Annotated in this window: 22 protein-coding genes and 2 pseudogenes; 9 read left to right on the forward strand and 15 right to left on the reverse strand. The window is 41.0% G+C overall.

Annotation, left to right across the window (positions count from 1 at the left end):
- Positions 1–53: 53 nt before the first annotated feature.
- A complete protein-coding gene (locus ACR5KR_RS23845) occupies positions 54–1358 on the reverse strand; it encodes an O-acetylhomoserine aminocarboxypropyltransferase/cysteine synthase family protein (protein ID WP_448268229.1) in 1305 nt (434 codons plus the stop codon).
- Between the two features lie 205 nt (positions 1359–1563).
- Here ACR5KR_RS23845 and ACR5KR_RS23850 point away from each other — a divergent pair, with 205 nt between their 5' ends.
- Complete coding sequence (locus ACR5KR_RS23850) at positions 1564–2460, forward strand: helix-turn-helix transcriptional regulator (protein ID WP_448268230.1); 897 nt, start codon at positions 1564–1566, stop codon at positions 2458–2460.
- Positions 2461–2569: 109 nt separating this feature from the next.
- Positions 2570–3922: a cytochrome P450 gene (locus ACR5KR_RS23855; RefSeq protein WP_448268231.1), complete on the forward strand. Its 1353-nt coding sequence runs from the start codon at positions 2570–2572 to the stop codon at positions 3920–3922.
- A gap of 75 nt (positions 3923–3997) precedes the next feature.
- Here ACR5KR_RS23855 and ACR5KR_RS23860 read toward each other — a convergent pair whose 3' ends face one another.
- The 5 genes from ACR5KR_RS23860 to ACR5KR_RS23880 form a co-directional block, all read right to left on the reverse strand.
- Complete coding sequence (locus tag ACR5KR_RS23860) at positions 3998–4570, reverse strand: GNAT family N-acetyltransferase (protein WP_448268232.1); 573 nt, start codon at positions 4568–4570, stop codon at positions 3998–4000.
- Between the two features lie 66 nt (positions 4571–4636).
- Positions 4637–5335, reverse strand: coding sequence for a glutathione binding-like protein (locus tag ACR5KR_RS23865; RefSeq protein WP_448268233.1), 699 nt, complete (start codon positions 5333–5335; stop codon positions 4637–4639).
- 117 nt (positions 5336–5452) lie between these two features.
- Complete coding sequence (locus tag ACR5KR_RS23870) at positions 5453–6229, reverse strand: class I SAM-dependent methyltransferase (protein ID WP_448268234.1); 777 nt, start codon at positions 6227–6229, stop codon at positions 5453–5455.
- A 606-nt stretch (positions 6230–6835) separates the two neighbouring features.
- Positions 6836–7150: a ferredoxin gene (locus ACR5KR_RS23875; protein WP_445630185.1), complete on the reverse strand. Its 315-nt coding sequence runs from the start codon at positions 7148–7150 to the stop codon at positions 6836–6838.
- Positions 7151–7253: 103 nt separating this feature from the next.
- Positions 7254–8108, reverse strand: a complete 855-nt coding sequence (locus ACR5KR_RS23880; protein ID WP_448268235.1) for a uroporphyrinogen-III synthase — start codon at positions 8106–8108, stop codon at positions 7254–7256.
- Between the two features lie 310 nt (positions 8109–8418).
- Here ACR5KR_RS23880 and ACR5KR_RS23885 point away from each other — a divergent pair, with 310 nt between their 5' ends.
- Entirely contained in the window at positions 8419–9330 is a 912-nt protein-coding gene (locus tag ACR5KR_RS23885) for a S1C family serine protease (RefSeq protein ID WP_448268236.1), read from the forward strand.
- Between the two features lie 118 nt (positions 9331–9448).
- On the opposite strand, the gene ACR5KR_RS23890 is transcribed toward ACR5KR_RS23885, so the two are convergent.
- Positions 9449–9799 carry a hypothetical protein gene (locus ACR5KR_RS23890; RefSeq protein ID WP_448268237.1) on the reverse strand — a complete coding sequence of 117 codons (351 nt, stop codon included), beginning with the start codon at positions 9797–9799 and terminating at the stop codon, positions 9449–9451.
- 92 nt (positions 9800–9891) lie between these two features.
- On the opposite strand from ACR5KR_RS23890, the gene ACR5KR_RS23895 reads away from it, so the two are divergent.
- On the forward strand, positions 9892–10728 hold the full coding sequence (locus tag ACR5KR_RS23895; protein ID WP_448268238.1) for a S1C family serine protease: 837 nt from the start codon (positions 9892–9894) through the stop codon (positions 10726–10728).
- On the forward strand, positions 10725–11357 hold the full coding sequence (locus ACR5KR_RS23900; protein WP_445630179.1) for a response regulator transcription factor: 633 nt from the start codon (positions 10725–10727) through the stop codon (positions 11355–11357). The genes ACR5KR_RS23895 and ACR5KR_RS23900 overlap by 4 nt, the downstream gene beginning before the upstream one ends.
- 138 nt (positions 11358–11495) lie before the next feature.
- Here the strand turns inward: ACR5KR_RS23900 and ACR5KR_RS23905 are convergent, their stop codons facing one another.
- The gene (locus ACR5KR_RS23905; protein ID WP_448268239.1) at positions 11496–11675 is read right to left on the reverse strand and encodes a hypothetical protein; all 180 of its coding nucleotides are present in this window, start codon (positions 11673–11675) and stop codon (positions 11496–11498) included.
- Positions 11676–12177: 502 nt separating this feature from the next.
- Between ACR5KR_RS23905 and ACR5KR_RS23910 the strand changes: the two genes are divergently transcribed.
- Together ACR5KR_RS23910 and ACR5KR_RS23915 are read left to right on the forward strand one after the other, a co-directional pair.
- Positions 12178–18144, forward strand: coding sequence for an AAA family ATPase (locus ACR5KR_RS23910; protein ID WP_448268240.1), 5967 nt, complete (start codon positions 12178–12180; stop codon positions 18142–18144).
- Positions 18144–18449: pseudogene (locus tag ACR5KR_RS23915) on the forward strand (response regulator); the annotation flags it as partial. The gene ACR5KR_RS23910 and the pseudogene ACR5KR_RS23915, both read left to right, overlap by 1 nt.
- Before the next feature lie 733 nt (positions 18450–19182).
- On the opposite strand, the gene ACR5KR_RS23920 reads toward ACR5KR_RS23915, so the two are convergent.
- A protein-coding gene (locus ACR5KR_RS23920; protein ID WP_445631798.1) for an IS630 family transposase occupies positions 19183–20294 on the reverse strand; the annotation gives its coding sequence in 2 pieces (ribosomal slippage) (positions 19183–19874 and positions 19874–20294; 1113 coding nt in all).
- 68 nt (positions 20295–20362) lie between these two features.
- On the opposite strand from ACR5KR_RS23920, the pseudogene ACR5KR_RS23925 reads away from it, so the two are divergent.
- A pseudogene (locus tag ACR5KR_RS23925) lies at positions 20363–20896 on the forward strand (sensor histidine kinase); the annotation flags it as partial.
- A gap of 10 nt (positions 20897–20906) precedes the next feature.
- Complete coding sequence (locus ACR5KR_RS23930; protein WP_448268241.1) at positions 20907–22136, forward strand: glycosyltransferase family 4 protein; 1230 nt, start codon at positions 20907–20909, stop codon at positions 22134–22136.
- A gap of 295 nt (positions 22137–22431) precedes the next feature.
- Here ACR5KR_RS23930 and ACR5KR_RS23935 read toward each other — a convergent pair whose 3' ends face one another.
- The 6 genes from ACR5KR_RS23935 to ACR5KR_RS23960 form a co-directional block, all read right to left on the reverse strand.
- Positions 22432–22983, reverse strand: coding sequence for a L,D-transpeptidase (locus ACR5KR_RS23935; RefSeq protein WP_448268242.1), 552 nt, complete (start codon positions 22981–22983; stop codon positions 22432–22434).
- A gap of 319 nt (positions 22984–23302) precedes the next feature.
- Positions 23303–23866, reverse strand: coding sequence for a hypothetical protein (locus tag ACR5KR_RS23940; protein ID WP_448268243.1), 564 nt, complete (start codon positions 23864–23866; stop codon positions 23303–23305).
- A gap of 772 nt (positions 23867–24638) precedes the next feature.
- Complete coding sequence (locus ACR5KR_RS23945; protein ID WP_445630171.1) at positions 24639–24920, reverse strand: hypothetical protein; 282 nt, start codon at positions 24918–24920, stop codon at positions 24639–24641.
- The gene (locus ACR5KR_RS23950; RefSeq protein ID WP_094352841.1) at positions 24913–25146 is read right to left on the reverse strand and encodes a hypothetical protein; all 234 of its coding nucleotides are present in this window, start codon (positions 25144–25146) and stop codon (positions 24913–24915) included. The genes ACR5KR_RS23945 and ACR5KR_RS23950 overlap by 8 nt, the downstream gene beginning before the upstream one ends.
- A gap of 373 nt (positions 25147–25519) precedes the next feature.
- A complete protein-coding gene (locus tag ACR5KR_RS23955) occupies positions 25520–26287 on the reverse strand; it encodes a ChaB family protein (RefSeq protein WP_448268244.1) in 768 nt (255 codons plus the stop codon).
- Between the two features lie 53 nt (positions 26288–26340).
- Entirely contained in the window at positions 26341–26583 is a 243-nt protein-coding gene (locus ACR5KR_RS23960; RefSeq protein WP_448268245.1) for a hypothetical protein, read from the reverse strand.
- Positions 26584–26597 lie beyond the last annotated feature (14 nt).

Below are 26597 nucleotides of genomic sequence, written 5' to 3' on the forward strand. Positions count from 1 at the left end.
AGCACTCCTAACGCCCAATGGCCAATGCCCAATGCCCCATGCCCAATTAAAAACTAAATCCTAACTTGCTGGAATGCTTGCTCAAAATCTGCTTTGATGTCGTCGATATGTTCAATTCCCACTGATACTCGCACCAAATCGGCTGTCACACCTGCTGAAAGCTGTTCGTGATTACTTAGCTGTTGATGGGTTGTAGAAGCGGGATGAATAACAAGGGTTTTCGCATCACCAACATTTGCTAAATGACTCGCCAATTTTACATGATTAATAAAAGCTTTACCCGCTTCTAGTCCACCTTTGATACCAAAGTTTAAAACTCCCCCAAAACCATGCCGAAGATATTTTTTCGCTCGTTCATGATGTGGGTGATTGGGAAGTCCGGGATAATTAACCCAAGATACTTGCTCTTGTTGCTCTAACCACCGAGCCAATTCTAGGGCATTGCTCGTATGACGATCTACACGCAAAGAGAGAGTTTCTAATCCTTGCAGTAACAGAAAGGCGTTAAATGGACTCAAGGACGGGCCAAAATCTCGTAACCCCTCGACTCTAGCGCGAATAATAAAGGCAATGTTACCAAATGTTCCACTAGGGCCAAACACTTCTTGAAAATTTAGCCCATGATAGCCTGGTGCTGGCTCAGTAAATAGAGGAAATTTGCCGTTACCCCAATCAAATTTACCCGAATCGACAATTACACCACCAATGGAAGTACCATGTCCGCCAATCCATTTAGTTGCAGATTCTACTACGATATCTGCACCATGCTCAATCGGTCGAACTAGATACCCACCAGCACCGAAGGTATTATCCACAATTAAAGGAATGCCGTTTTCGTGGGCAATGTGAGCTAAAGCGGCAAAGTCGGGAATATTGAATTGAGGATTGCCAATGGTTTCAACGTATAGGGCTTTGGTGCGATCGTCGATCGCTTGACGAAAACTTTCTGGGTCATCTCCCTCAACAAACTTGACTTGAATACCTAAACGTGGTAAAGAAACTTTAAACTGATTATATGTTCCTCCATACAAAAAACTAGTGGAAACGATATTATCCCCAGCCTGAGCAATTGTACTGATTGCCAAGAATTGCGCCGCTTGCCCACTAGCAGTTGCTAATGCTGCTACACCCCCTTCTAAAGCAGCAATCCGCTTTTCAAATACATCTGTCGTCGGGTTCATGATGCGGGTGTAAATGTTACCAAATTCCTGAAGAGCAAATAACCGCGCTCCGTGGTCGGTGTCGTCAAAAACGTAGGAAGTCGTTTGGTAAATCGGTACAGCACGAGCATTAGTTCCAGGAGCCGGCTCTTGTCCAGCATGAACTTGCAAGGTTTCAAAACGATATTGTTCTGACATAAGCAGTTATTTGAGTTTCCAATTATACAAACAAGCAAGAATAATTGAGCCTTGTTTGGGAGAAATTAACGGTAATTTGGAAGGCTTACCGTATTTTAACTGTTTGCGCCCAGGATTCCTCATCTCTAGCACAACAAGTTGGAAAATAGAAAATGGGAATTAACACCTCTTAATTTATATTTAGAAAACAAGCGTGTGAGTCGTCATGCAAATAGACCAGCCTTTTAAAATTAATGCTGCCCAACCAGACAAACTAAAGCAATTTCTTCCCAAACCTTTAATTATTTCCAGCCCAGTTACAGGTTGCAATGGTTTTTATTTTGCCTATCATCGCCAGTTAAACTATCAACTTCCTGAGACATCGCCTTTTCAGCACATTATTACCATTTACAGTAGAGAGTTTGAGGCAAAATTAAAAATTAACGGACACTGGCAAAGTAAATCTTATGCAACAACTGATGTGGGGATTTTTCCTGCTCACCAAATTTCTCCAGCAGTACAATTTGAACAGGAATTAGGGTTTATTCACTTGGGTTTTGAACCAACGATGATTACTCGTGTTGCTTACGAATCAGTAAATCCTGATGCAGTTGAAATTGTACAACAACTGCAAACTCACGATCCATTGATTCAACAAATTGGCCTGACACTCAAACAAGAAATAGAAACTAGTGGATTTGATAGTTCACTGTATATGGAATCAGCAGTAAATCTGCTGGCGGTGCATTTATTGAAACGTTACTCAACGCAAAAATTTATCATTCGAGAATACACAGGTGGATTACCAAAACATAAATTAAAAGAAGCGATCGCTTATGTCAATGATAACTTAGACCAAAATTTGTCACTTGCAGAAATTGCGGCGATCGCCCAGATAAGTCCGCATTATTTTGCTAGCTTGTTTAAGCAATCAATGGGAATAGCACCTCATCAATATGTCACCCAATGCCGAGTTGAAAGAGCAAAGTATTTACTTGCGAAGCGAGAATTATCAGTTATACAAGTCTCCCAATTAGTAGGATTTCAAAGTCAAAGTCATTTCACTAAGGTTTTTCGCAAATATATCGGCATCACTCCTCAAGCATTTAAAAAGCTACACTGAACTTTTCGGAAGATAACACTAGTTTTCGGAAGATTGCGTGAGACAGCACGATATTGTTAAAGCTAGACTCAATAGTTATCACCACACTTTGAATCTGTAGTCAAAAAAAATGACACAACTAAAACCAGCCCAGGAAATGCCTGGTAGCTTTGGGCTACCCATTTTAGGTGAAACTCTCCGATTATTTGCTACCCAAGGGTGGGGACTGGCGAAGAACTATGAACGCTATGGGCCAGTTTTTAAAACCAGCATTTTAGGAAAAAAATATGCAGTTTTGGTAGGAGTGGAAGCAAATCGACTAATTTTGCAAGAAAAAGCCGATTATGTATCTTCCTACTTAGGATGGAAAGTGGCTATGGAGCATATTTTTGGGCGGCCTATGATGCTTCAGGATGGTGAAGAACATCGCCGGACTCGTCGTTTAATGGCTCCAGCGTTTCATAGTAAAGCCATTGCTAATTATTTTGACATTATGCAAGCTGAAGTTAACAAGTGCTTAGAAAACTGGGTGCAAAACAGTCCAATTTCCATCAAGAATGAATTTAATCAGTTAGCATTGCGAATTGGAATTCGGCTATTATTAGGTGTTCGACTACAAAACGAAGTTGAGCAAGTCGAACAGTTGTATAATACTTTGACGCAAGGAGCATTGGCGCTATTACGGTTAGATATACCGTTCACAAAATATGGTCGTTCCCAAAATGCTCGTCGTCAGTTGAAAGCTTTCTTAGAAAAAATTATCAGCGAACGTAAACTTCAAGGCAACTTAGAGGAGTCTTGTGATGTATTAGGATTGTTTTTGGCAGCATTAGATGAAGAGGGAAATGCTTTAGCCCAATCACAGATCGTAGACGAACTGATCCACTTATTAAATGCAGCACATTTCACTACTGCTACATCTTTAACGTGGGCAATGGTTGAATTGGCAGCGCGTCCCCAATGGCGTGAAAAACTTCGCCAAGAACTTACAGAAGTTGTCAAAGATGAACCTTTGAATTTGGGACACCTCAAGCAACTTAATCAAATGACTTATTTTTTCAAAGAAATAGAACGACTTTACAACCCCGCAGGTGTAGTGCTGTTTCGGGGAGTTGTAAAAGAAATTGAATATGCAGGTTATCGCATTCCTCCTGGTTGGGTGGTGATTGTTGCTCAAGGATTAACGCATCGCATGAGCGAGATTTATACTAACCCAGAAAGTTTCGATCCAGAACGCTTTGCCCCTCCCCGCGAAGAAGATAAAAAAGACTCCTTTGCTTTAATTGGTTTTGGTGGTGGCGAACATATATGCATTGGAATAGAGTTTGCCAAAATGGAAATGAAGATTTTTTTGGCAACGTTGCTGCAACGATATGATTGGAAAGTGACACCAGAATATGAACCTAACAACTATTATCAACTACCGTTTCAAGTAGAAGGAAAATTACAGGCGCAAGTCAGCAACATCGAATGGGGAAACTAAGTTAAAGACGCGATTCATCGCGTCTCTACAAATGGTTTATTTGTCGCATTCTTTTTTAAAATTTGTATAAATTATTCACTCAGTTTTTTTAAGCACAAATTGCTCCAGATCGTGATACTGTCCTTTGAAGAAGGCATACTGTTTCTGTATACCCTGACTGTGAAAACCTAACTTTTCTAGCAAATTTTTAGAAGCGATATTTTCCAGCATGACTTGGGCAATAACGAAACGCAAATCCATTTTTTCAAACCCAAATTGCAAGATAGTACTTACTGCCTCAGTCATAATACCTTGTCTCCAAAAAATACTGGCAAGCTCATAACCGACTTCGGCTGAGTGTTCTTGTGGGTTCCAGGTAAACCCACAAGAACCAATCAAAACGTTGTCTTGCTTATGAATAATCCCCCAGCGAATTCCATCTCCTCGCTCAAACCGCTTGGCTCTACGTCCAATGAGAGCGTAGGCGTAGCCCGTCGTAGACATCGCTTCTTTAATAGAAGTGAAGGTATCAAGATCGTGAAACTGTGTCACGCTCGGATCGGAGAATACAGCAAAGGTAGCTTCAGCATCCTGTAACGTTGTCTCACGAAGAAGCAGCCTTGCTGTTTCTAATTGAGGAAAGGAAGATGGTAAAAAGCCGTTGCTCATAGTTGCGATGATCTGGGGTTAGAGCTAAATGAGCGATCGCCACCGTGACAAAACTATTCAAAAAGCTTAAGGCTGAATAGTCTTCGCCGACTGGTTAAATAACAAATTTCGTGACTTATCTGGATCGAGCGCTTGAGTTTTCAATGCTTCGGCTTTCTCGTAAGCGCGAATGGTTGCCGGACGCGCTTTAATTGTCTCAAACCAGCGCTTAAGGTGAGGAAAATCTTCTAGGTTTTGACTTTGGAGTTCATGCGGCACAATCCAGGGATAAGCAGCAATATCGGCGATGGAATAATCGCCAGCCACAAATTCTTTATCTGCTAGTTGCTTATTCAGCACTGCATATAAGCGTCCCGTCTCATTCACATAGCGGTTAATCGCATATTCAATCTTTTCGGGAGCATAAGTACTAAAGTGATGATTTTGTCCCGCCATTGGCCCTAATCCTGCCATTTGCCAGAACAACCATTCTAAAACTTGAGTGCGATCGCGTAAATCTTGAGGGATTAATTTCCCGGTTTTTTCTGCCAAATATAGCAAGATTGCCCCAGACTCAAATACCGAAATTGGCGCACCTCCATCTGCTGGTTCGCGGTCAACGATCGCAGGTATCCGATTATTAGGAGAAATCTTCAGAAATTCCGGCTTAAATTGATCCCCAGCCCCAATATTTACAGGAATTATGGTGTATGGTAAGCCGACTTCTTCTAAGAAAATGGTGATTTTATGACCGTTTGGGGTTGTCCAATAATAAAGATCGATCATGGTTATTTTTCCTAAAATTGTGCGATTGTTTTGTAGGTTAATAGTGTGTTACAGACATCTCTTAATTACGAACTTGTACTGAGCGTAGCCGTTGGCGCAGCCTCTCGTAGAGAAGTATTACGAATTAGATTGTGGTGCTTTTGCGATCGCTGCCCAAACTCTATGGTGAACCTGAAGAATTGGTGTAGAATATTGTGTTTCAAGCAATGTTGCCAATTCCTGGTCAAATACTTCTACCTTTTCTGGTGTCAAACTGGCTCCTACACCAGCACTAGCACGAATTCGTCCCCGCCAAGCTTCGTGTGTATAAGACACAAACATATCGTAAGAAAATGTGCGGATTTCTCGGAATCCTCCTTCGCCAATATCTTGTAACCACAGGGGATACAAACCATTACCACCGCCCAAATTCCACGCGGGATTATGAGCTTTGATTAGTTGTTCCGTTGCGTGAACTACATTACCTTTTAAGGGTATCCAATCAAAATGTGCGATCGCAAGCAAGCCATTTACTTTCAATATGCGAGTAATTTCCTTGACAGCACGCGGACGGTCAAACCAATGCCAACACTGTCCAGCTGTCACCACATCCGCACTGGCGTTTGGTAACTCGGTATTCTCGGCACTTGCAACTCGATAATCTACTTTAAGTTGCACAGATTCGCTTAACAGTCTGGCTTGTTCTAAAAGTGAGGCTGATGGATCTAGGCCAATTACATAAGCACCTCTATCGGCAAACCCCCGCGCTAGTGTCCCTGTTCCTGTACCGAGGTCAACAATATTCTGCCCTGGTAAACCTATACCATATTCAGACAATTTATTAAATAATGAACTAGGAAACCCAGCGCGGTGTTTTGCATAATCAGTAGCAGTTGCACCAAAATCAATTTTCATACCTACAAAACTATTCTTGTAACAATTGTCTAGGCTAGAAGTTCTCTACCCACGGACGTAGTTCTATTTCCCATGTCCAAGCACTGCGGGGTTGGCGTGAGGGCTGATATTCCATAATTCTGCACCTCAGACAAACTCATCTGTCCCCTTCTTTTTCCCCTTTTTTACTCCAGGCTTAGTACTCTTTGCCTATTGCGCGCGTAGTTGTTGAATAGACCTCTTGCAAAAGTAACTTTTGCACTCTTGCGGTCAAAGGGGAAAGGTCAAAGGGGAAAGGTTTTTTTATTCCTTTTCCCTTTCCCCCAAACCCAATTCCCTACAAATGCCAAGAAGTCTAATGTCGGCGGTGGAATTGTGGAAGCGGTTGTAAGTTTTAGCTAATCTTTCAGAGAATGCAAATTATCAAAATGTTGCTGCACATTTTATAACTACTTGCGATCGCAGCTTAATTTCCACACTTTTTTAGGGTAATGTATACAATGGACGGCTTCTATCGCCAGCAACGGAGGCAGTAACCCTATGAGCAGCATTTTCAGCAGGAGAAAAAAGATTTGAAAAGGGTTGGGGTTTAAGTATGACACTAATCCCCTTAACCCTTACCCATTCTTAACCGTTAAGCGCTTCTTCTTGATGGGTTTCGATAACGCAATCAGAAGTGGGGCGGGCAACGCAGGTAAGAACCCATCCTTCGTCAATTTGATCGTTGTCTAAGAAGTTCTGATCTGATTGGTCAACTGTACCTGAAATTAGCTTCCCGGTACAGGTAGAGCAAGAACCAGCGTTACAGGAATAGGGCAAGTCAAGCCCATTTTCCTCGTTAGCGATCTCTAGGATGTACTCACTATCAGGGACTTCAATTACGTGTTCGCCTGCGTTTTCTTCACCTTCTGGGATACGTAATGTAACTTTGTAAGTTGCCATGTAAAACTTCCTAACTCAATATAAACTCCATTTTCGATACTACGGGTTTATGTGCAGCTAGTCTAGAGTGAAATTTGGTTGATTATTTTGCATCTGAAGATGCTTAATTTTTATCGCAAGTAAGAGTAAAAAATGCTGCGATCGCTTCAGCAAATCCCTCGAATGAATTATAATCTCTAGCCACGATAGAGACATTCATACCCAACTTTTGTGCATTAGCACTGGTGTAAGGGCCAAAACATGCAATAACACAATGTTCGTAATCGCTTTGCGAGTTGACCATTGTCAAAAAGCTTTCTACTTCCGCCGTGCTACTAAAGGCAATTACATCAATAATTCCTTCGCGCATCAGGTTTAATTCCATACCATAGATAGTTTTATCTAAACCCTGCGTAATATATGTGGGTACGCGAGTTACTTCTGTGCCCAATTGCTGCAAATCCCTAATTAAATTGGGTACAACATCAGGTTCAGGCAAACCCACAACTTCTGGAGCCGGGATCAGCACTTTTTTCTCGTGAATTTGCGGGAGTTTCGCTAATTCAGCCACAATTCCGGCTGGGCTAGATTCTGCTGGGATCAAATCCACCTTGTCACAAAAAGACAATAAGCTTTCTGCATCTTTTCCTAATGCACATAAGTGACATTTTTCCACCGCAGAGATGGGAATATGTAAATCATTTATGCGGTGAAAAAATGCAGTGATGCCATTTCTACTTGTAAAGACAATCCAATCAAATTCATTTATATCGGCTAAAGCGGCATCTAACTGAGTGTAGTTTGATAAATAGCAGGTTTCGATGGTAGGCATGAAAACAGGTAAACCACCTTTTTTGATGATTTGTTCGGATAACCTATAAGCATAATTTCTCGGTGCTGTTACTAAAATTCTCTTGCCATAGAGAGGTAAGTTTCTCGATGGAGTCAGCAGGTTGATTTGTTTTGATTGGGTGTGCATTTGTTTCTTGAAACAGAATTCAGGAGTCAGGAGTCAGAATTCAGCATGAATTCTGGATGACGGCTAGAGTGAGCGCTCACCTCGCTGTCGTAAGCTGAATAATATAGCGCAATACAAGATGTAGAGAGCAATACGCATATTGAAATATAGCGGTTCTTGCTTGAGTGAAGTATAAAAATTCAGCAACGCCAAAAAGCTGATATAAATCCTAGCCATTTTTCTAGGATGAATTACTCTCCATTTTTCCGATGTCATCTGTGTTGAGAAAACGGCACGATATAAACATCTAAAAACGTTTGCGGGAAATCTTATGTCTTCATTACTGGCTTTGTCCAACAGTTTAGCTGACACCGTAGAACAAGCTGGGAGTGCTGTGGTTGCGGTGAATGGGGGTACACGTGTTTCCCCAAGCGGCATTCATTGGCGTAATGGCATCATTGTTACCTCTGATGAGTGCCTCCAGCGCTATGACGATATCACGATTACCTTATCAAATGGTAGCACTGCACCAGTAACACTCATCGGTCATGACTCTAGCACCGATATAGCTGTTTTTAAACTAGAAAATGCAGAAATACCTGTGGCCAAAGTTGGCGATGCTAAAACGCTCAAAGTTGGTCATCTCGTGTTAGGACTGGCAAGAGGTAGCGAAGGTGATTTAAGGGCGGCGATGGGTGCAGTAAGTGTGGTTAGCGGTACTTGGCGGAGTATGAGTGGCGGGAATATTGACCAATTTATCCGCCCAGATATCACCCTTTACTCTGGGTTTGCGGGCGGCCCGCTCGTAGATGCGGCTGGTTTTGTGGTAGGCATGAATACATCGGGGCGGCGTGGTACTGCTCTGACAATTCCCACTGCTACAGTCGATCGCGTGGTTGACCAATTAGTAGCAAAAGGACGCATTTCTAAGGGCTACTTGGGTGTGGGAATGCAACCTGTACGTTTACCAAAGAATCTAAAAACTGCTCTCAATTTAAGTTCGGCAACTGGGGTAATTGTTGTCAACGTTGAGGCTGCGGGGCCTGCTGACAATGCAGGTATACTGCTTGGCGATGTTTTGGTAACATTCGATGGCGTAACTGTGAGCGATACAGGTGATGTGTTGGCGCTGCTCAATAGTAGCGATCGCATTGGTAAAACTGTCAACGTGCAAGTTGTCCGGGGTGGAGTGTTAATTGAGTTAGCGATCGCACTTGGCGAACGACCTACTAAGGAAGAATAATACCAATTTGGGATGGGTTAGAGAGACGCGATAAATCGCCGTCTCTACAGGTAATTGATCCATCAATTATTTATTGACAGACTACTAGCTTTGTCAAGATTTATCTAAATGTTTTGATTCATTCGACCTTTTTGCTCGGACGTTGAGCCTCTGAACTCGGAAGTTGCACCTTTTTACTCGAACGTTGAGCCTTTGAACTCGAAAGTTGCACCTTTTTGCTCGAACGTTGAGCCTCTGAACTCGGAAGTTGCACCTTTTTGCTCGGACGTTGCACCTTTTTACTCGAACGTTGCACCTTTTTGCTCGAACGTTGAGCCTCTGAACTCGGAAGTTGCACCTTTTTGCTCGAACGTTGCACCTTTTTACTCGAACGTTGCACCTTTTTGCTCGAACGTTGCACCTTTTTGCTGGAACGTTGAGCCTCTGAACTCGGAAGTTGCACCTTTTTGCTCGAATCGTCATTAGTCATTTGTATTTCTCAGGACAAAAGACAAAGGACGAAGGACAAATCACAAAGGACATCACTAGATTCTACTTTCACACGCTCAAAAATTGTATAACATGGCAAACACAACATTAACTAACATCGCTGCTGAATTGACAGAGGTAGCTGCTAAACTACGCCTACGCACTGTCAAAGTAAAAAGCGGCTCTCAGGGAGTCGGTTCTGGTGTCATTTGGCAATCTGACGGATTAATTATCACTAATGCCCATGTGGCAACCAGCAATCGCGCAACTGTAGAATTGGCAGATGGAAGAGTATTTGATGCGGTGCGTACACAATTCGATCCACAGCAGGATTTAGCAGCTCTGAAAATTGTCGCCACTGATTTAACTGCTGCAACTATCGGCAATTCTGAAGCGCTACGAGTGGGTGAATTAGTCTTGGCGGTGGGTAATCCCTTTGCTGACAGTGGCGCTGTGACAACTGGAATTATCCATGCAAAAAATCCACGAGCAGTTATGGCCGATTTGCAGCTGTATCCTGGTAATTCTGGGGGGCCACTTGCCGATTGTCAAGGCCTTGTCGTGGGAATTAATACGATGATTGTTAATGGTTTGGCTGTGGCAGTTCCCAGCAACACCGTTGAGCGTTTTTTACAGGGAAATAGTCGTCCGCAGTTGGGAGTGACACTGCAACCTGTGCTTTTAAGTAGGCGTAGCTTGGGTTTATTGGTGCTGTCAATTTTACCTAACAGTGCGGCAGAAAATGCTGGTATACAAATCGGCGATGTTTTAATTGGAGTTTCGGGGCGATTATTTACTAGCATGAATGACTTAAGCAAATATCTCCATGAAAGTAAAGGATCTGTGCCGCTACAACTCCTACGGGGTAGACAGCAATTCGTGATTTATGTTGAAGTGCAGTCCGATAAAACTGCTGTGGAGGCGACATGATCCGAGTGATGGTAGTTGCTACTTCCCCTGTGGTGCGGGCAGGGTTATCAGCTGTGGTGACTACCAATCCTCGGTTAACGGTTGTGGGGAGTGCATCCGATTTGGATGTATTGGCGAGTGAAGTTGGGCAATTACAGCCGGATGTGGTGCTGGTCGATTTGAGCGGGAATTTTCAACAAGCGGTGTGGGAAAAATTGCTAGTTATTCAAGAACAGCAATACCCATTAGGAATAATCGTCATTGTTGAAGAACTCGACAGCATCGACTTAGAGACGGCGTTACGTTCTGGTATCCGCGGGATATTGCCTAATACTAGTACAGAGTCAGAAATTGTTGCGGCTGTGGAAGCGATCGCTTTTGGTTTACTGGTGCTGCACCCAAATGCTGTAGAATTACTGTCTATCCGCGAAAAAATCGAAACAAATCCCGTACAAACCTTGACACCACGGGAGATAGAGGTTTTAGGAATGCTGGGATCGGGGTTGGGAAATAAAGCGATCGCAAAACGTTTGCATATTTCTGAGCATACCGTCAAATTTCATCTCTCGTCTATTTTTCAAAAGCTCACTGTCTCTAGCCGCACTGAGGCTGTTGCTGTGGGTGTGCGACTGGGTTTGATTATGCTTTGATCTTTAGTTATTAGACTTCTTGGCATTGTATTGTGGGGAAAAGGGTAAGGGGTAAGGGGTAAAGGTATGGAATTTCCTTTACCCTTTAATATGCACCCCAACATCTGGTAAAAGTAATACCATTTTGGATTTTAGATTTTAGACTTCGGCTCCTTTCGACTTCGCGGTAGTTGAATCTCGACTTACTTCGACTACGCTCAGTACAAGTCGCTCGATTACCGCGCAGTCGAAACTCAAGGCAAGTCGCTCAGTCGAACGATTTTGGATTGTGAAACATCCATTGGATAAGTGTTTCAGTTTTCCATCTGTCGCAATCATTTTTCACGCTTGGTATAACTTTTGCAAGATGTCTATTAAAAATATGAGACGTTATCAATACAGAATTCAGTTGGGTATTCTGACCGAAAAAGCAGATAGTGCAGCAATACAGTTCGGTTAAAGGTGAAAGGGGAAAGGGGAAAGGTTTTGAATACATCCTTTCCCCTTATCCTTTCCCCAGACCACAAGGAAAGTGAAAAATGCTTATCCGAACCGTATTGGATAACGCAGCGTCTATACAGTTCAGAATGAGCAACAAAACCCAGACGTAGAGACGCGATTTATCGCGTCTTGAAAGACCCGCGATTTATCGCGTCTTGAAAGACCAATTATCCTTAACCCAAGCATATATTTCCAAATGTTGAGCTTTATTTAGCCTTAGAGAAATTTTGGGCTGGCTGGGAATGCTAAAGAAAGCACCTGATTGTCTTTTTATTTGACAGTTGTAGATAACGTTTATTAGCGTCATGCCCAGTTCATCGTATTACTTAGGCTTAGAAAAATGATACCTGTCCTTCCCGGTTACAATCTTATTGAAGCTCTGCATGAAGGTGTGAATACCGTTATTTATCGCGCTTCCAAGCAGTTAGATCAAAGCCTTGCGATCGTTAAAGCCCTGAAAGCCGAGTATCCCAGCCTCGAAGAACTAACCCGACTCAGACATGAATATAAAATATCGCAGACATTAGTAGATATAGAAGGAATTGTCAAGTCTCTAGCGTTAGAAAATCATCATAACGGTCTAGCCCTAATTTTGGCAGACTTTGGTGCAGAATCTCTGAAAAAGTATATTAGCGATCGCCAATTATCATTAACCGAATTTCTCACAATAGCCATTCAGCTAGCATCTACTCTCACTCAACTGCATCAAGCCAAAATTATTCATAAAGATATTAAACCTGACAATATCGTTATTAACCCAAAAACCGGGCAAGTTAAAATTATTGACTTCAGTATTGCATCGCGGTTAGAAAAAGAAAATCAAAGCATCAGCAATCCCAATTTATTAGAAGGCACTCTCGCCTATATGTCACCGGAGCAAACCGGAAGAATGAATCGGTCAATTGATTACCGTACCGACTTCTATTCTTTAGGCGTTACTTTTTATGAAATGCTGACAGGTTCGCTGCCTTTTAATGCCGCTGACCCTCTAGAATTTGTTCATTGCCATATTGCCAAAACACCAATAACCCCTCAAGAGTTCAATCCCAAAATTCCTTCAGCGGTTTCTGACATTGTAATGAAATTGTTAGCTAAAACCGCTGAAGATAGATATCAAAGTTCTCTCGGACTAAAAGCCGATTTAGAAACCTGTCTGACTCAGTTGCAGACGGATGGCGAGATTTCCCACTTTATTGTCGGTCAATTAGATTCATACAGTCAATTTTCGATCCCGCAAAAACTCTACGGACGGGAAATAGAAGTTGCTACTTTGTTAGAAGCATTCGATCGCGTCAGTTCTGGTAGTACAGAAATGATGCTAGTTTCTGGTTACTCAGGCATCGGTAAATCTTGCTTAGTTTACGAAGTTCACAAACCGATTGTGCGCCAGCGGGGTTATTTTATCTCCGGTAAATTTGACCAATTCAAGCGGAATATTCCTTTTGCTTCCTTAATTCAAGCATTCAAAGATTTGATGCGGCAATTGCTAACAGAAACCGATGAGCAAATAGCCGTTTGGAAATCAAAACTAATAGATGCCCTTGGCTCCAACGCTCAAGTGATTATAGACGTTATTCCCGAATTAGAACGGATTATTGGCCCGCAGCTAGCAGTTCCTCAATTAGGATCGTCAGAATCACAAAATCGATTTAATCGGGTGTTTCAACAATTCATTCATGTATTTAGTCAACCCGAACACCCGCTAGTTTTGTTTCTGGATGACTTGCAGTGGGCGGATTCAGCTTCCCTCAAGCTGATCCAGTTAATTATGACCGACCCAGATAGCCAATATCTATTGCTAATTGGTGCATATCGAGATAACGAAGTAAATGCCACTCATCCTTTTATTCAGACCTTAGAGGAGATTCAACAGACTGGTGCGATCGTAAATAACATTATCCTCCAGCTTTTGGATATCGCTCACGTCAATCAGTTAGTAGCCGATACTCTTCGTAGCGAACTTTTAAAAGTAAAGCTGTTAGCTGAGTTAGTTTTTACAAAAACCCAAGGCAACCCCTTTTTCTTAACTCAGTTACTCAAATCTCTTTATCAGGATAACTTGTTATTCTTTGACTTTGAGATTGGTTTTTGGCAATGGAATATTGAGTTTATTCAAAGAGTTAATATAACTGATAATGTCGTTGAATTTATGGCAAATCAGATTCAAAAACTATCTGAGAAAACACAGAATGTCTTAAAACTCGCCGCTTGCATTGGGGATAAGTTTACTTTAGATATCTTGGCAATTATTAATAAAACATCTAAGTCAGAAACAGCCGCAGATTTGTGGGAAGCTTTGCAATCAGGTTTGGTTCTACCCCTTAACAACTCCTACAAAACACCACTCGTTTTCGACTCAGAACAAATGGAAACTGAGAATAGGCGATCGCCCATTACCGATCGCCCATCACCCATTACCTATAAGTTCTTACACGACCGGGTACAGCAAGCGTCTTATTCTCTCATTCCAGACGATCGGAAAAAACAGACTCACCTAAAAATCGGCGAACTATTACTAATACATACCTCGGAAACGGACATTGAAGAAAACATTTTTGAAATTGTCAACCAACTAAATGTTGGTGCTGAATTCATTACCCAACAGCCTCAAAAAGATAGACTAGCTCAACTCAATCTTATAGCTGGACAGAAAGCAAAAGCAGCAACAGCGTATGAATCATCTGTTAAATATTTAAATCTAGGTTTGGAACTACTTGCAGCAGATAGTTGGCAGTCTCAGTATGACATGACACTCAACCTCCATGTAGAAACAGCAGCAGTAGAATTCCTCAACACTAATTTTGAGCGAGCAGAAATGCTTTCTGATGTAGTTTTGGCACGGGCAAAAACCCTGCTCGATCGAGTCCAGGTGTATGAGACAAAAATGCAGTTTTATATTGCTAAAAACCAAATGCAAGCTGCGTTAAATACTGGAATGCAAGTGCTAAAAATGCTAGGGTTGCCTTTATCAGAAAAACCCCCGACGAGATTGACTAGATTGAATTTAGGAGGAAAACGGATTGAGGATTTAATAGAATTGCCAGAAATGACTGATGTTTATAAATTAGCTGCACTGCGAGTTTTGATAAATTTGATTCCTCCGGTTTATATTGCAGCTCCCGAACTTTATCCCCAGGTTGTTTTTAAAATGACCAATCTCTGTCTCAAATATGGAAACTCTCCTCTGTCAGCTTATGTGTATGCACTTTATGGAATGTTCTTATGTGGCGCTTTTGAAGACATGGATTCTGGCTATCAATTTGGTCAGCTAGGCTTAAAACTATTAAATCAATTTAATGCCAAGGAGATGACAGCGAAAATTTATGAAACATTTAATTATTTTATCAGGCATTGGAAAGAGCCAGCTATTAATACTATAGAACCGTTAATTGAGGGTGTCCAAAGAGGACTGGAAACAGGAGATTTAGAATATGCTTCTTATTCGGCTTGTTTTTATTGTACGCATTTGTTTTTTATCGGTGAAAATCTAGAAACAACTCTCCAGAAACAGGCGCATTATATTGCTTTGATGCAAAGAACCAAACAAGAGTTTCAAATTATTTATGCTCAGATAGTCCGACAAACAGGTTTGAATTTAATTAAAAAAACGGCTGAACCATATAGATTAATTGGCGAAAGTTTCGATGAAAATAAAATGTTGCCAATTCTGATAGATAGCAATAATTATATGGCTATTTATCCTATCTATGTTTCTAAACTGATTCTGGGTTATTTATTTAAAAATTACGATCGCGCTGCTGAGAATGCCTTGTCGGCAGAAAAATACGAACAAGGTGGACAAGGGTTGATGTACAAAGCCGAACACAAGTTATACTCTTCTTTGACTCTTCTAGCTTTGTATCCCAGTGCATCAAAAAGCGAGCGCCAAGAATATCTCAGCCAAGTGGTAGCGCAGCAGAAAAAAATGAAGCAATGGGCGTTGCATTCTCATGCAAACTATCAGCATAAGTACGATTTAGTGGAAGCAGAAAAGGCGCGAGTATTGCAACAAGATGCCAAAGCGATCGCGTTTTACGATCGAGCCATAACTGGAGCCAGAGAACATGGATATATTCAAGAAGAAGCTCTAGCCTCGGAACTAGCAGCAGAGTTCTATTTTGCTTGTGGGAGAGATAAAGTTGCTAATACCTATCTCAGCGATGCCTACTATGGATATGGTTGCTGGGGAGCGAAGGCAAAAGTCAAAGACTTGGAAAAAAGATATCCTCAACTATTTCGGATATCAAAGCGAGAAACCGTCAGTACAAACGTGACTCGGATAATTAGCTCTACGAGTGAAAATGCTTCAGACTCGCTGGATTTAGCCACAGTTATGAAAGCATCTCAAGCTCTTTCTGGAGAAATAGTTTTGAGCAATTTGCTAACTAAGTTAATGACAATTGTGCTAGAAAATGCTGGCGCTCAAACAGGCTACTTAATTTTAGAAAAATCAGGAGATTTGCTAATAGAAGCATCAGGAGCAGTAGACAAAACTGATGTAACTGTGCTACAAGGAATCCCAGTATCAACTAGTCAGCAGTTACCAATTTCACTGATTAATTATGTAGCCCGAACTAAAGAAAATGTTGTCCTCAGCAATGCAACTAGTGAAGGAACATTTACCACAGATACATACATCGCCACCCATAAACCTAAATCGGTTTTGTGTACACCGCTCATTCATCAAGGAAAACTTAGTGGCATTCTTTATTTAGAAAATAATCTCACCATTAGTGCATTTACATCAGATCGCTTAGAAGTATTACAACTGTTATCTTCGCAAGCAGCAATTTCCATTGAAAATGCTCGTCTTTATAAAGACTTAAAATTAGCCAACACTAACTTAGAAGCTAAAGTACAAGAGCGAACTTTAGAGTTACAGGAAAAAAATGTGCATTTGCAAAAAGCAGAAGAAATCGCCCAATCAGCCAACCGGGCTAAAAGTGATTTTCTTGCCAACATGAGCCATGAACTGAGAACACCACTTAATGGCATTTTGGGTTATGCCCAAATCCTCAAGCGTGAAAAAAGTTTAACTAACTCACAAAAAGATGGTGTGAATATTATTCATCAGTGTGGCGACCACCTCTTGAATCTGATCAATGACATTTTAGACCTCTCAAAAATTGAAGCGAGAAAAATGGAACTCTACCTAACGGATTTTCATTTTCCAGAATTTCTCGAAGGCATTGCCGAAATCTGCCGTATCCGTGCCGACCAAAAAGGTATTTGCTTAATTTTTGAACAGATTACTCAACTTCCTACAGGTGTCAAGGCTGATGAAAAACGGTTACGGCAAGCTTTGATTAACTTACTAGGTAATGCCGTTAAGTTTACTGAAACTGGAGGCGTGGCTTTCAAAGTTGGCTATCAGGAAGGTAAAATTCGGTTTCAGGTAGAAGATACAGGAATTGGTATGGCACCAGAGCAATTAGAAGAGATATTTTTGCCATTCCAGCAGGTAGGAGATCGCGATCGCAAAGCAGAAGGAACAGGATTGGGACTGGCAATTACCCGCCAATTAGTTCAGATGATGGGTGGCGAAATCCAGGTGAAGAGTACTTTAGGCAAAGGGAGCGTTTTCTTCTTTGATTTAGATTTACCTGAAGTTTCTCAATACGCTGATGTTGTCAAAAAAGTGCAACGAAATATCCAAAGTTTTAAAGGCGATAAACGGAAAGTTATTGTTGCAGATGACAGAGCAGAAAATCGAGCAATCTTGGTTAAGATGCTATCGCCTTTAGGATTTGAAATTATGGAAGCAATAGATGGTCAAGATTGCCTCAATAAAGCATCTGAATCGAATCCAGATTGTATTTTAATGGACTTGTTGATGCCTCAAATGAATGGCTTTGAAACTACCCGTCGCATTCGGCGATCGCCTGAACTAAAGAATGCGATCGTCATTGGCACTTCTGCCAGTGTTTTTGATTTCGATCTCAACAAAAGTAAAGAGGCGGGTTGCAATGATTTTCTACCTAAGCCTATTCGCATAACAGAGCTTTTAGAAAAGTTACAGTATCACTTAAAACTGGAATGGATTTATGATGATGGAGAAACTCAAGTATCTAAAGATAATCAAGCAGAAAATTCTCAGCAATCATTGGTAACTCCTTCGACAGAGGAAATAGCTACTCTATTGAATTTAGCAATGAAAGGCGATCTTAAAGGTATTGTGGAGCGAGTTAATCAATTGGAAGAAATGGATGTGAAATATGCGCCTTTTTCTTTAGAGTTGCGTCAATTAGCTAAAGGTTTTCAAGTTAAAAAAATCCGTGAAATTTTAAAAAATATAGGAGTAAATTAATGAGTCTTTCCAACATTGAAAATGGCATTATCTTAATCGTTGATGATAACCCAACAAATTTAGGAGTGTTATTTGATTTCTTGGCTGATTCTGGCTTCCAAGTTTTAGTGGCGCAGGATGGCGAGGATGCAATTGAACAGGTCGAATACGCTCTTCCCGATCTAATTTTATTAGATGTACTCATGCCTGGTATGGACGGGTTTGAAACTTGCCAGCATTTGAAAGCTCAAGAATCAACGAAAGATATCCCCGTAATCTTTATGACGGCGCTTTCTGAAACGGTGGATAAGGTCAGAGGGTTGAATCTTGGGGCAGTAGATTATATCACTAAGCCGCTTCAGCATGAAGAGGTTTTAGCCCGTGTCAAAATCCATTTAAGCATCCGAAATCTGACGAAGAAACTGCAAGAGCAAAATGTGCATCTAGAGCAGGAGATTCAAGAGCGAACTAAGGCAGAGAACGCCCTCTTAAAACTGACATCTGAGTTAGAAGAACGCGTGGAAGAAAGGACATCTGCACTTGAGCAATCTAATCAGCTGCTGCAACAGGAAATTCAAGAGCGCATTTGTACAGAACAAGCATTGCAAGAATCAGAAGCACGCTATCGAGAACAAGCCAATCGCCTAGAACTCGCCTTTCGCCAACTTCAACAAACTCAAAGCCAACTGGTTCATAGTGAAAAAATGTCCAGTCTAGGACAATTGGTGGCAGGTGTCGCCCATGAAATTAACAATCCTGTCAACTTTATCTATGGAAATCTGACTCACGCCTATCAATATACCCAAGACTTGCTCGACCTCTTGAACCTCTATGCCAAGTACACTCCCTCACCTCTACCTGAAATTCAAAAGCTGACTGAGGCGATAGATTTAGAATTTTTGAGTGAAGACCTGCCCAAATTGCTGAGTTCGATGAAGGTTGGGGCTGACCGCATCCGCGAAATTATTCAGTCGTTACGGATTTTTTCCCGCGTCGATGAAGCCCAAATGAAGCTGGTAGATATTCACGCTGGACTAGTAGTCTGCCAAGGCAATTTTGCTAGGTTAAGCTTGGATATAAACGCTGCATCTTTCGGCGAGCATCTTTGGTTTGAAAAGCCCAATAGACACTGGCTTTTTGCTGATTACGTTGTTTCTCCCAAGCGGCAATCTCAGAAGATAATATTTCTGCATTAGGAATACGCCGTTCTAAACATTGGCGAGATAAAACAGATAATTCAATTTCTACTTGATTCAGCCAAGAGGCATGTTTAGGAGTATAGTGAAACTCTAATTTTTGAACAATTCGTCGCGCTTCTTCTGGTTGAAAAACTTCATATAATGCGCTGGGGGTATGAATATTCAGGTTATCAACTACTAAACGAATCACATCAGCATCTCGGTAGCAAACATCCACTAAATTTTTCATCTGAAGAGCAAAATCGGCTTTAGTTCGACGCTGTGTAACTTCAATATGCCGCCAGCCTGCCAAAGGTTGAAAACACGCAAATAAATTTACTGTCCCGTTCCGTTTATACTCAAAATCATAACGTTCAGGTTGCTCCGGCTCTAGTGGCAGAGGAAGTCTTACTTCTTCTACTAATTGATATGGGCGCTCATCAAAGCAAAGTACGGGGCGTTTAGGATCGTAAGGCTCATTGTATAAATCCAGTACATCTTCCATTCGGAAAACATATTCTGCATTAACTTCAGGAATGCACCACTGTTCTTTTAACCACGGTTTGATTTCATTTTTTTTAAAGTTTGACGTACTGTTTCATCCGAAATTGAATCTACGATCCCAACGTTCACTAAATGATCTGCTAATAATTGCATTGTCCAACGTACTCTTCCAACTGGTGGATTAGAACAAGCAGTTGCAATTAAAAATGCTTCTTGTTTTTCATTTAGTTTTTTAGGTTTTGGTGGATGGACTTCATCCTTTAAAGCAAAATCTAACCCTCCAATGACAAATTTTTCTCGTATTCGCTGTACTGTCGCAACATGCGCTCTAACTGTGCCAGCGATCGCTTGATCAGTTTCTCCTTCAGAAGCCATCAGAAGAATGTTTGCACGGATTATCGTTCTTGCTTTGTGCTTACCTTTTTTAATTATTGCTTGTAGTTGTGAAACTTCATCCTCATTCAAGTCTACAATGTACTTTTTTGCCATGTTATACCCCGTTTTTGGCTAGTTTACCAATTAAAGGTTTTACTTAGCAAAGTTAGCTTGGCAGACTACTAGATAGCACGCTGCTGATTTTGCACAATCGCTTTAAAGCCAGTTCTAACCAACTAGGTATTCAACTCGTTAAAGAGTATGGCGATCTACCGCTTGTGGAGTGTTATCCAGGACAACTCAACCAAGTGTTTATGAATCTACTGGCGAATGCAATTGATGCTTTGGAGGAGTATGATAAAGAGCGATCGCCCCAAGAAATTTACTTTTGCCGCAGCACGATTCGGATTCGCACCGAAGTAACTGACAATGAGTTTGTGACTATTAGGATTGGCGATACTGGCCCCGGGATGACAGAGGAAGTACGCGATCGCCTATTTGACCCCTTCTTTACAACAAAACCCGTAGGTAGAGGTACGGGTTTAGGCTTGTCGATTAGCCAGGAAATTGTTGTTTCTAAACATGGTGGTCAAATAACGTGTATTTCAGCACCCGGTCAGGGAACAGAGTTTATGATTAAAATTCCGCTGCGATCGCACCCTTTAGAATTGACTTTGGCTGCACCTTCCTATTTTGGCTCAACCAAAAACTTTTGAAGACGCTGATATGAACATTTTAATGCTATCTTCCACCTTTCCTTACCCAGCAACGCGTGGAGGAACCCAAGTTAGGACATTTAATTTACTCAAGTACTTGAGTCAACGTCATACTGTCACCCTCGCGACTCAACGCGAAAGTGATGTTACAGACGCAGAAGTAGCAGGATTACGCGATTGTGTGGATCGTCTAGCTATTTTTGAACGCCCGCCAGATTCTCAAACCACGGGAATATTGCAAAAAATACAACGATTTGGCAGATTTTTGCAGCAGGGAACACCGCCAAGCGTATTTAACCGCTACTCAGTTGAGATGCAAACATGGGTTAATAACTGGGTGGAAGCGGGAAAATGTGATGTAATTACTTGCGAACATAGCGTCAATGAGATTTATGTGCAGCCACATTTTCAGAAACAGCTAAAAACCATTGTTAATGTTCATAGTTCTGTTTACGCTACCTGTCAGAACCAATTAGCAACAGGCATTTCCGAAAATTCACTCAGAGACAAAATTAATCTGCCACTTTTGCGGCGTTATGAGCAAAACTACTGCGCTAAATTTTCGGCAATTGTGGCGACAACAGCAGAAGATAAAATTCAACTACAAGAATTTAACCCCAATAGTGAGATTACAGTTATTCCCAATGGCGTAGATTTAGTTTCTTTCCCCAAGCGTACCACCGATCCCGGAGGACATCGCCTAATTTTTATTGGTGCAATGGATAATTTAGCAAATATTGATGCTGTCTGCTTTTTCAGCAATGAAGTTTTGCCAGAAATCCAAAAATTGTATCCCGATACTACTTTCGATATTGTCGGTTCTCACCCAGTGGCAGAAGTTTTGGCACTTGATAAAAAACCAGGAATTAATGTGCTGGGGCGTGTACCTTCGATGGCAGAATATTTACATCAAGCCACCATCTGCGTTGTACCGATGCGGACTGGGTTTGGTATTAAAAATAAAACTTTAGAAGCAATGGCAGCTGGTATACCTGTAGTAGCCAGCGATCGCGGCTTAGAGGGATTAGCTGTAGATGCTGCCAATCATCCATTACGGGCATTACGAGCCAATAAACCAGCAGAGTACGTCACCGCTATTAGTCAACTATTCGATCGTCCACATCTGCGTTCAGAATTGTCTCACAATGGCAGGCAACTGGTAGAAACAGAATTCACTTGGGATATTGCTGGTAAAAGCTATGAACAAGTTTGTCTTGCCAGAAGTAATACTAATCCGTAATTTGTAATGACCGAACAATTTTAGATTTTAGATTTTCGATTAAAATGAAAAGCCGCAACGCCGGGTTAATAACTAGCTACCCTCGACTAAGACTTTCGTCACGTCGATTTTGGATGAAAGGATTTACGATGCAAGGATTAACCTCTCCTTTAAAGAAGAGGCTTCAATAATGATTTTTTTAAATATTCTCCATAAATGGAGAGGCTTGAAACCTTTTTTAGATTTTGGATTTTGACTTTAATCCAAAATCCAAAATCTAAAATCTAAAATTGTCTCGGTAATAACCCTATATCAGCTATCGCACCACAGTAACTGGTGTTCCCATATTAACCTGATAGAATAATTCTCTAACATCGTTGTTGTACATCCGAATACAACCGTGTGAGGCAGCCTTACCTACTGAATCAGGATTAGGGGTACCGTGAAAGCCAACCCAATTTTTACCGTTTGTCCAAAATCCAATCCAGTATTTGCCAAGGGGGTTTTCAGGGTCTCCTCCTGGGATAGCTTTACCTGTAAAAGGGTTTATCCAAGTAGGGTTTTCTAACATTGTACGCACTCGAAAATTACCAATTGGGGTTTCCCAGTCTTGGCGGCCTACTGCTATGGGATAACTTTTAATTCGGTTTTTTCCTCGATATAGGGTTACTCGACGGTTGCGAAGGCTGATCTCTAGGTGAAGAGGTTGAATAATTAAATTATTATTAATATAAGCCGTTTGAGAGACTAAATTGTTGGTTGAAGTATGAGAAGGAACTCTTAGTTCAGAAGCTAAAGACATAGCCGGATTAAAGTTTAATCCAGATGCACAAATAAAAATAACTAACTTATCTAATTGCTTGAACATTTTTAAATTTTAAATTCTGTCTATCAATATTTTAGTACCAAATTAATTATCAATTGTTTAATTTTTGAGCTGATTATGCTCTGTAGTTATTTGAGGAATCATTCTGATGAACACAAGAGTTTAGCATTAGATATGTAATTTTGTGAGGAAGGTAAAACAAAATTGTCAAAAGTAGTTGCAGTAGAAATCGAATCAATTGACATGGCATCTCATCTTTTCTACTGCATTTACTGTTGATAACAGTCATGATTTGAAATCATCTAAGTAGAGGAAGCAAGCTTAACAAGCTCTCTAGCCTATATCGTATAGGGCTAAGAAATTACCAGAGCGCTCTGACACCTCCACCAGTGTTTTGTCCACCTGTAGTGTTATTACTTCCTGTATTGTCCTGCGTTCCGGTAGTGCCATTATTTGGATACTGCTGCGTTCCGGTAGTGCCATTATTTGGGTACTGCTGTGCTCCAGTAGTGCCATTATTTGGGTACTGCTGTGTTCCGGTAGTGCCATTATTTGGGTACTGCTGTGTTCCAGTACCATTATTTATTCCACTAGTGCCATTATTTGGGTACTGCTGTGTTCCAGTACCATTATTTATTCCACTAGTGCCATTATTTGGATACTGCTGCGTTCCACTAGTACCAGTTCCACTACCACTAGTGCCATTATTTGGATACTGCTGCGTTCCGGTGGTAGAATCACCTCCTGTAGATTGCCCTGCTTGAGAGTACAATCTATCACCTATGGGGGCTTGACTAGTTTCCAAATTTCTAGAGATGGGTTGGGGCAGAGCGTATACTGGAAGACTTATTAAAGCACCAGTACTAGCAACTCCCACGAGGCTAGCAAGCATTTTGAGCAAATTTTTACTGTGGTTTAAGTTCATTGGTATCTCCTGAAGCTGAGTTTAAAGTTAAATGGTTCTTATGCTAGTAAGCAATTTGTTGAAATATAGAAAAAGCTTTTCTATTTCTCAACTCCAAGCAAGGATTTCAATCAAAAGTATTGAGCCGATAAGTTGTTATTTAATTAACTAAGTTAACTGAATTAATTTTCTTAACCTTCTGCCTAAAGTATGGTCTGGTATTAAATTAATTTGTGATGTTCTAGACAGTATTTGTTTAGTTAATTATTAATTAATCTATTTCTTTAGATATATGTTTAATGTACTACTTTGTTGATTAAAAATAATGTTTTAAATCTCATATAGCGTTTCCTAATCTAGCGAGGCTGAACCTCTCTCTCAACCTCTCTTTTTGGTAAAGCTATCCATTACCCAAATCGTGAGTTTTTTACTTTTACTAAAGAGTTATATATTTTAAAATAAGCTAATTGATATTTTCCGAGAAGAGCGGATTTGTTTTGTTTATAATCTCATCAATGACAGTTATCGAAAAAGGCAGAGGGCAGAATGAATACTGTCTTCTGCTCTCTGCCTCATGCCTTCTTCAATTAGATAACTTGAGAATCCTTTTGATTTTTTATTAGTAAATAAAATGCGTTTGCCCTACCACTAACTCTAGATAAATTGTTATTGTTGTTTATTGTCTTTTTGAAACAAATGTGCGGAGACGTTGTAATACAACGCCTCTACATCAGCCGTGCAAATTATCTTATCTAAATCGTATTGGTTTTTAGTTAACTGGTGAATAAACACGTCAATTATTGTCAAATCTAGTCGAACAACCTAACACAAGTAATTTCTTCTGCTTACGCTTCTTCTTATTTTTGAGAGTAATCAAATAATTATCAACGTAGCGAAAAGCAGCTGCACCGTCGTAATCAGCAATGGCTATAGCTTGCAAGAAAACCTTTGAGGGAATTTCAAACCCTAAATATTTTTCTGTTAAGATTAATAAATCTTCATTTGTGGCAGGAAAGGTAGTTTCTTCTGTATCTTCGGAATCAGAAAATATATCATCAATTAATGCTTTATACACTTTGTACCTCCCCAAAAGCATAAGATGCAAAGCCTGTAATGAAATTTAGCTGCTGATCGCGAGTTTGTAAGTTAACTGGGAGTTCAGTACCAGCACATCCGATTTCCCGTAAAATTTCCAAACAATAAGCACCGAGTTGAGTGTATGGAGCTTGCTCTAATTCTTGAGCTACTTCTAGAGCCATCTCCAGATTGACTTGGATAACCGTCTTTACAGGGTTGGTCATAAATCCGCCCTCATAAACTGGATGCTCTAAGTTTTGATCGCAAACACAAATAGCGTAACGGTGTTTTTGCGGAATTTATGAAGAGGAGAAATTAAAGTATCAGCGCATTTGCGGTAATGTACCCAAAATTATGCAAACTAGACCCAGAGTAGGCAATTTCTATCTAAGTGCGATCGCCTGCCATAATACGTATAAATATCTACAATTATTCCCAGATTATTGCCAATATACTTGCTTTTTGTGGGGTAAGCCACAAAACCCACCCCACAATATTGGATAATTTATTTGTTATAAATCCCTGATATCTAGTCTTGCACAGTAGTTCCACACTAGAGGCAAGAGTCAGTGTTTCGACTCCTACCTCCTGGCTTCTTCAGGCTTTGACCTTAGCTTTAGACCAGACACCATTTTCATCTTCTTCATATTGTTGGTGAATAGTCTCCCAAGCAGCTTGTTCGGCTGTGAACTCGTCACTTTTTTCATTGAGTACAGCATTATATCGTTCAATGAATGTACTCTGAGCTTCATCAGAAAGATGAGCGCGAACTTCAGGAGACAAGTCTGCTGGACTGTTACACTGTCCAGAACAAGGACGAGCCAGAGTTTTCTCAATCGTGTTAATTTCTTCGCCACCTGCACTTTCGAGCAGCAATTGAAATTCGCCAGTGCGATCGCTCGGAACTTCTGCCATCACGAAAAATTCGCCAGCTTGTAAGCGAGTTTGGTAGATAGCCGCTTTATCTTCTGGCATTCCCAAAGTAGTCAGAACCGATACTAGACCAGCACCTGCACTACCTGCGATCGCTCCACTAGCAGCCCCCAATAGCACTGCACCAATAGGCCCTGCTGCCACAATTGGGCCGACAAAGGGAATAAACAGTACGCCTACACCCGTAAGCAAGCTGAGAAAGGAACCAAACAAAGAACCAAAAACTGCTCCTGTTCTCAAACCCCCTAGAATCACATCTTTTTTACTAATAAAGCCAGCAATTCTCGTTTCCGACTGGAAATTTCTGCCCATGACCGAAATATGATCTCTAGGCACACCCCTGTCTAGTAAACGTCGAATCACATCATCAATTTGCTTCTGTTCTTTAAATACAGCAGAAATAGTACGTTCTGCTTTGTATACTTCTGACACTTAAAAACTCCTTGTATTATGTTGTTTTGGCAATGAAGATGACCAATCAATTTTTATATTGTTAGATTGATTGCACCGATCGGGATGAACCACTGCACTAGACAGATTCCCCAGCATACATAAATGAACCAGCCGCGTAGGCGGAATTTCCGACTTGAGCGGACTGGCGTTAAGTGGGATTGGCGCATGAACCAATTTTCAATTCCCAAATTGGCAAGGTGAATGAGTAGATCCAGGCAGATTAATTCTTTCACATCAATTGAGGGAGGAATCGATCCTCCCTCAATTGATTTCACATACAGCCTTCCTT

The sequence above is a fragment of the Nostoc sp. DSM 114159 genome, assembly GCF_053470285.1.

What these genes read in the sequence shown, in the direction of transcription:
- ACR5KR_RS23940 (WP_448268243.1), bottom strand. Translation starts at nt 23,866, where the DNA reads ATGAACTTAAACCACAGTAAAAATTTGCTCAAAATGCTTGCTAGCCTC.
- ACR5KR_RS23870 (WP_448268234.1), bottom strand. Translation starts at nt 6,229, where the DNA reads ATGAAAATTGATTTTGGTGCAACTGCTACTGATTATGCAAAACACCGC.
- ACR5KR_RS23905 (WP_448268239.1), bottom strand. Translation starts at nt 11,675, where the DNA reads ATGATTGCGACAGATGGAAAACTGAAACACTTATCCAATGGATGTTTC.
- ACR5KR_RS23890 (WP_448268237.1), bottom strand. Translation starts at nt 9,799, where the DNA reads ATGACTAATGACGATTCGAGCAAAAAGGTGCAACTTCCGAGTTCAGAG.
- ACR5KR_RS23930 (WP_448268241.1), top strand. Translation starts at nt 20,907, where the DNA reads ATGAACATTTTAATGCTATCTTCCACCTTTCCTTACCCAGCAACGCGT.
- ACR5KR_RS23855 (WP_448268231.1), top strand. Translation starts at nt 2,570, where the DNA reads ATGACACAACTAAAACCAGCCCAGGAAATGCCTGGTAGCTTTGGGCTA.
- ACR5KR_RS23885 (WP_448268236.1), top strand. Translation starts at nt 8,419, where the DNA reads ATGTCTTCATTACTGGCTTTGTCCAACAGTTTAGCTGACACCGTAGAA.
- ACR5KR_RS23875 (WP_445630185.1), bottom strand. Translation starts at nt 7,150, where the DNA reads ATGGCAACTTACAAAGTTACATTACGTATCCCAGAAGGTGAAGAAAAC.
- ACR5KR_RS23900 (WP_445630179.1), top strand. Translation starts at nt 10,725, where the DNA reads ATGATCCGAGTGATGGTAGTTGCTACTTCCCCTGTGGTGCGGGCAGGG.
- ACR5KR_RS23895 (WP_448268238.1), top strand. Translation starts at nt 9,892, where the DNA reads ATGGCAAACACAACATTAACTAACATCGCTGCTGAATTGACAGAGGTA.
- ACR5KR_RS23950 (WP_094352841.1), bottom strand. Translation starts at nt 25,146, where the DNA reads ATGACCAACCCTGTAAAGACGGTTATCCAAGTCAATCTGGAGATGGCT.
- ACR5KR_RS23865 (WP_448268233.1), bottom strand. Translation starts at nt 5,335, where the DNA reads ATGATCGATCTTTATTATTGGACAACCCCAAACGGTCATAAAATCACC.
- ACR5KR_RS23910 (WP_448268240.1), top strand. Translation starts at nt 12,178, where the DNA reads ATGATACCTGTCCTTCCCGGTTACAATCTTATTGAAGCTCTGCATGAA.
- ACR5KR_RS23935 (WP_448268242.1), bottom strand. Translation starts at nt 22,983, where the DNA reads ATGTTCAAGCAATTAGATAAGTTAGTTATTTTTATTTGTGCATCTGGA.
- ACR5KR_RS23880 (WP_448268235.1), bottom strand. Translation starts at nt 8,108, where the DNA reads ATGCACACCCAATCAAAACAAATCAACCTGCTGACTCCATCGAGAAAC.
- ACR5KR_RS23845 (WP_448268229.1), bottom strand. Translation starts at nt 1,358, where the DNA reads ATGTCAGAACAATATCGTTTTGAAACCTTGCAAGTTCATGCTGGACAA.
- ACR5KR_RS23860 (WP_448268232.1), bottom strand. Translation starts at nt 4,570, where the DNA reads ATGAGCAACGGCTTTTTACCATCTTCCTTTCCTCAATTAGAAACAGCA.
- ACR5KR_RS23850 (WP_448268230.1), top strand. Translation starts at nt 1,564, where the DNA reads ATGCAAATAGACCAGCCTTTTAAAATTAATGCTGCCCAACCAGACAAA.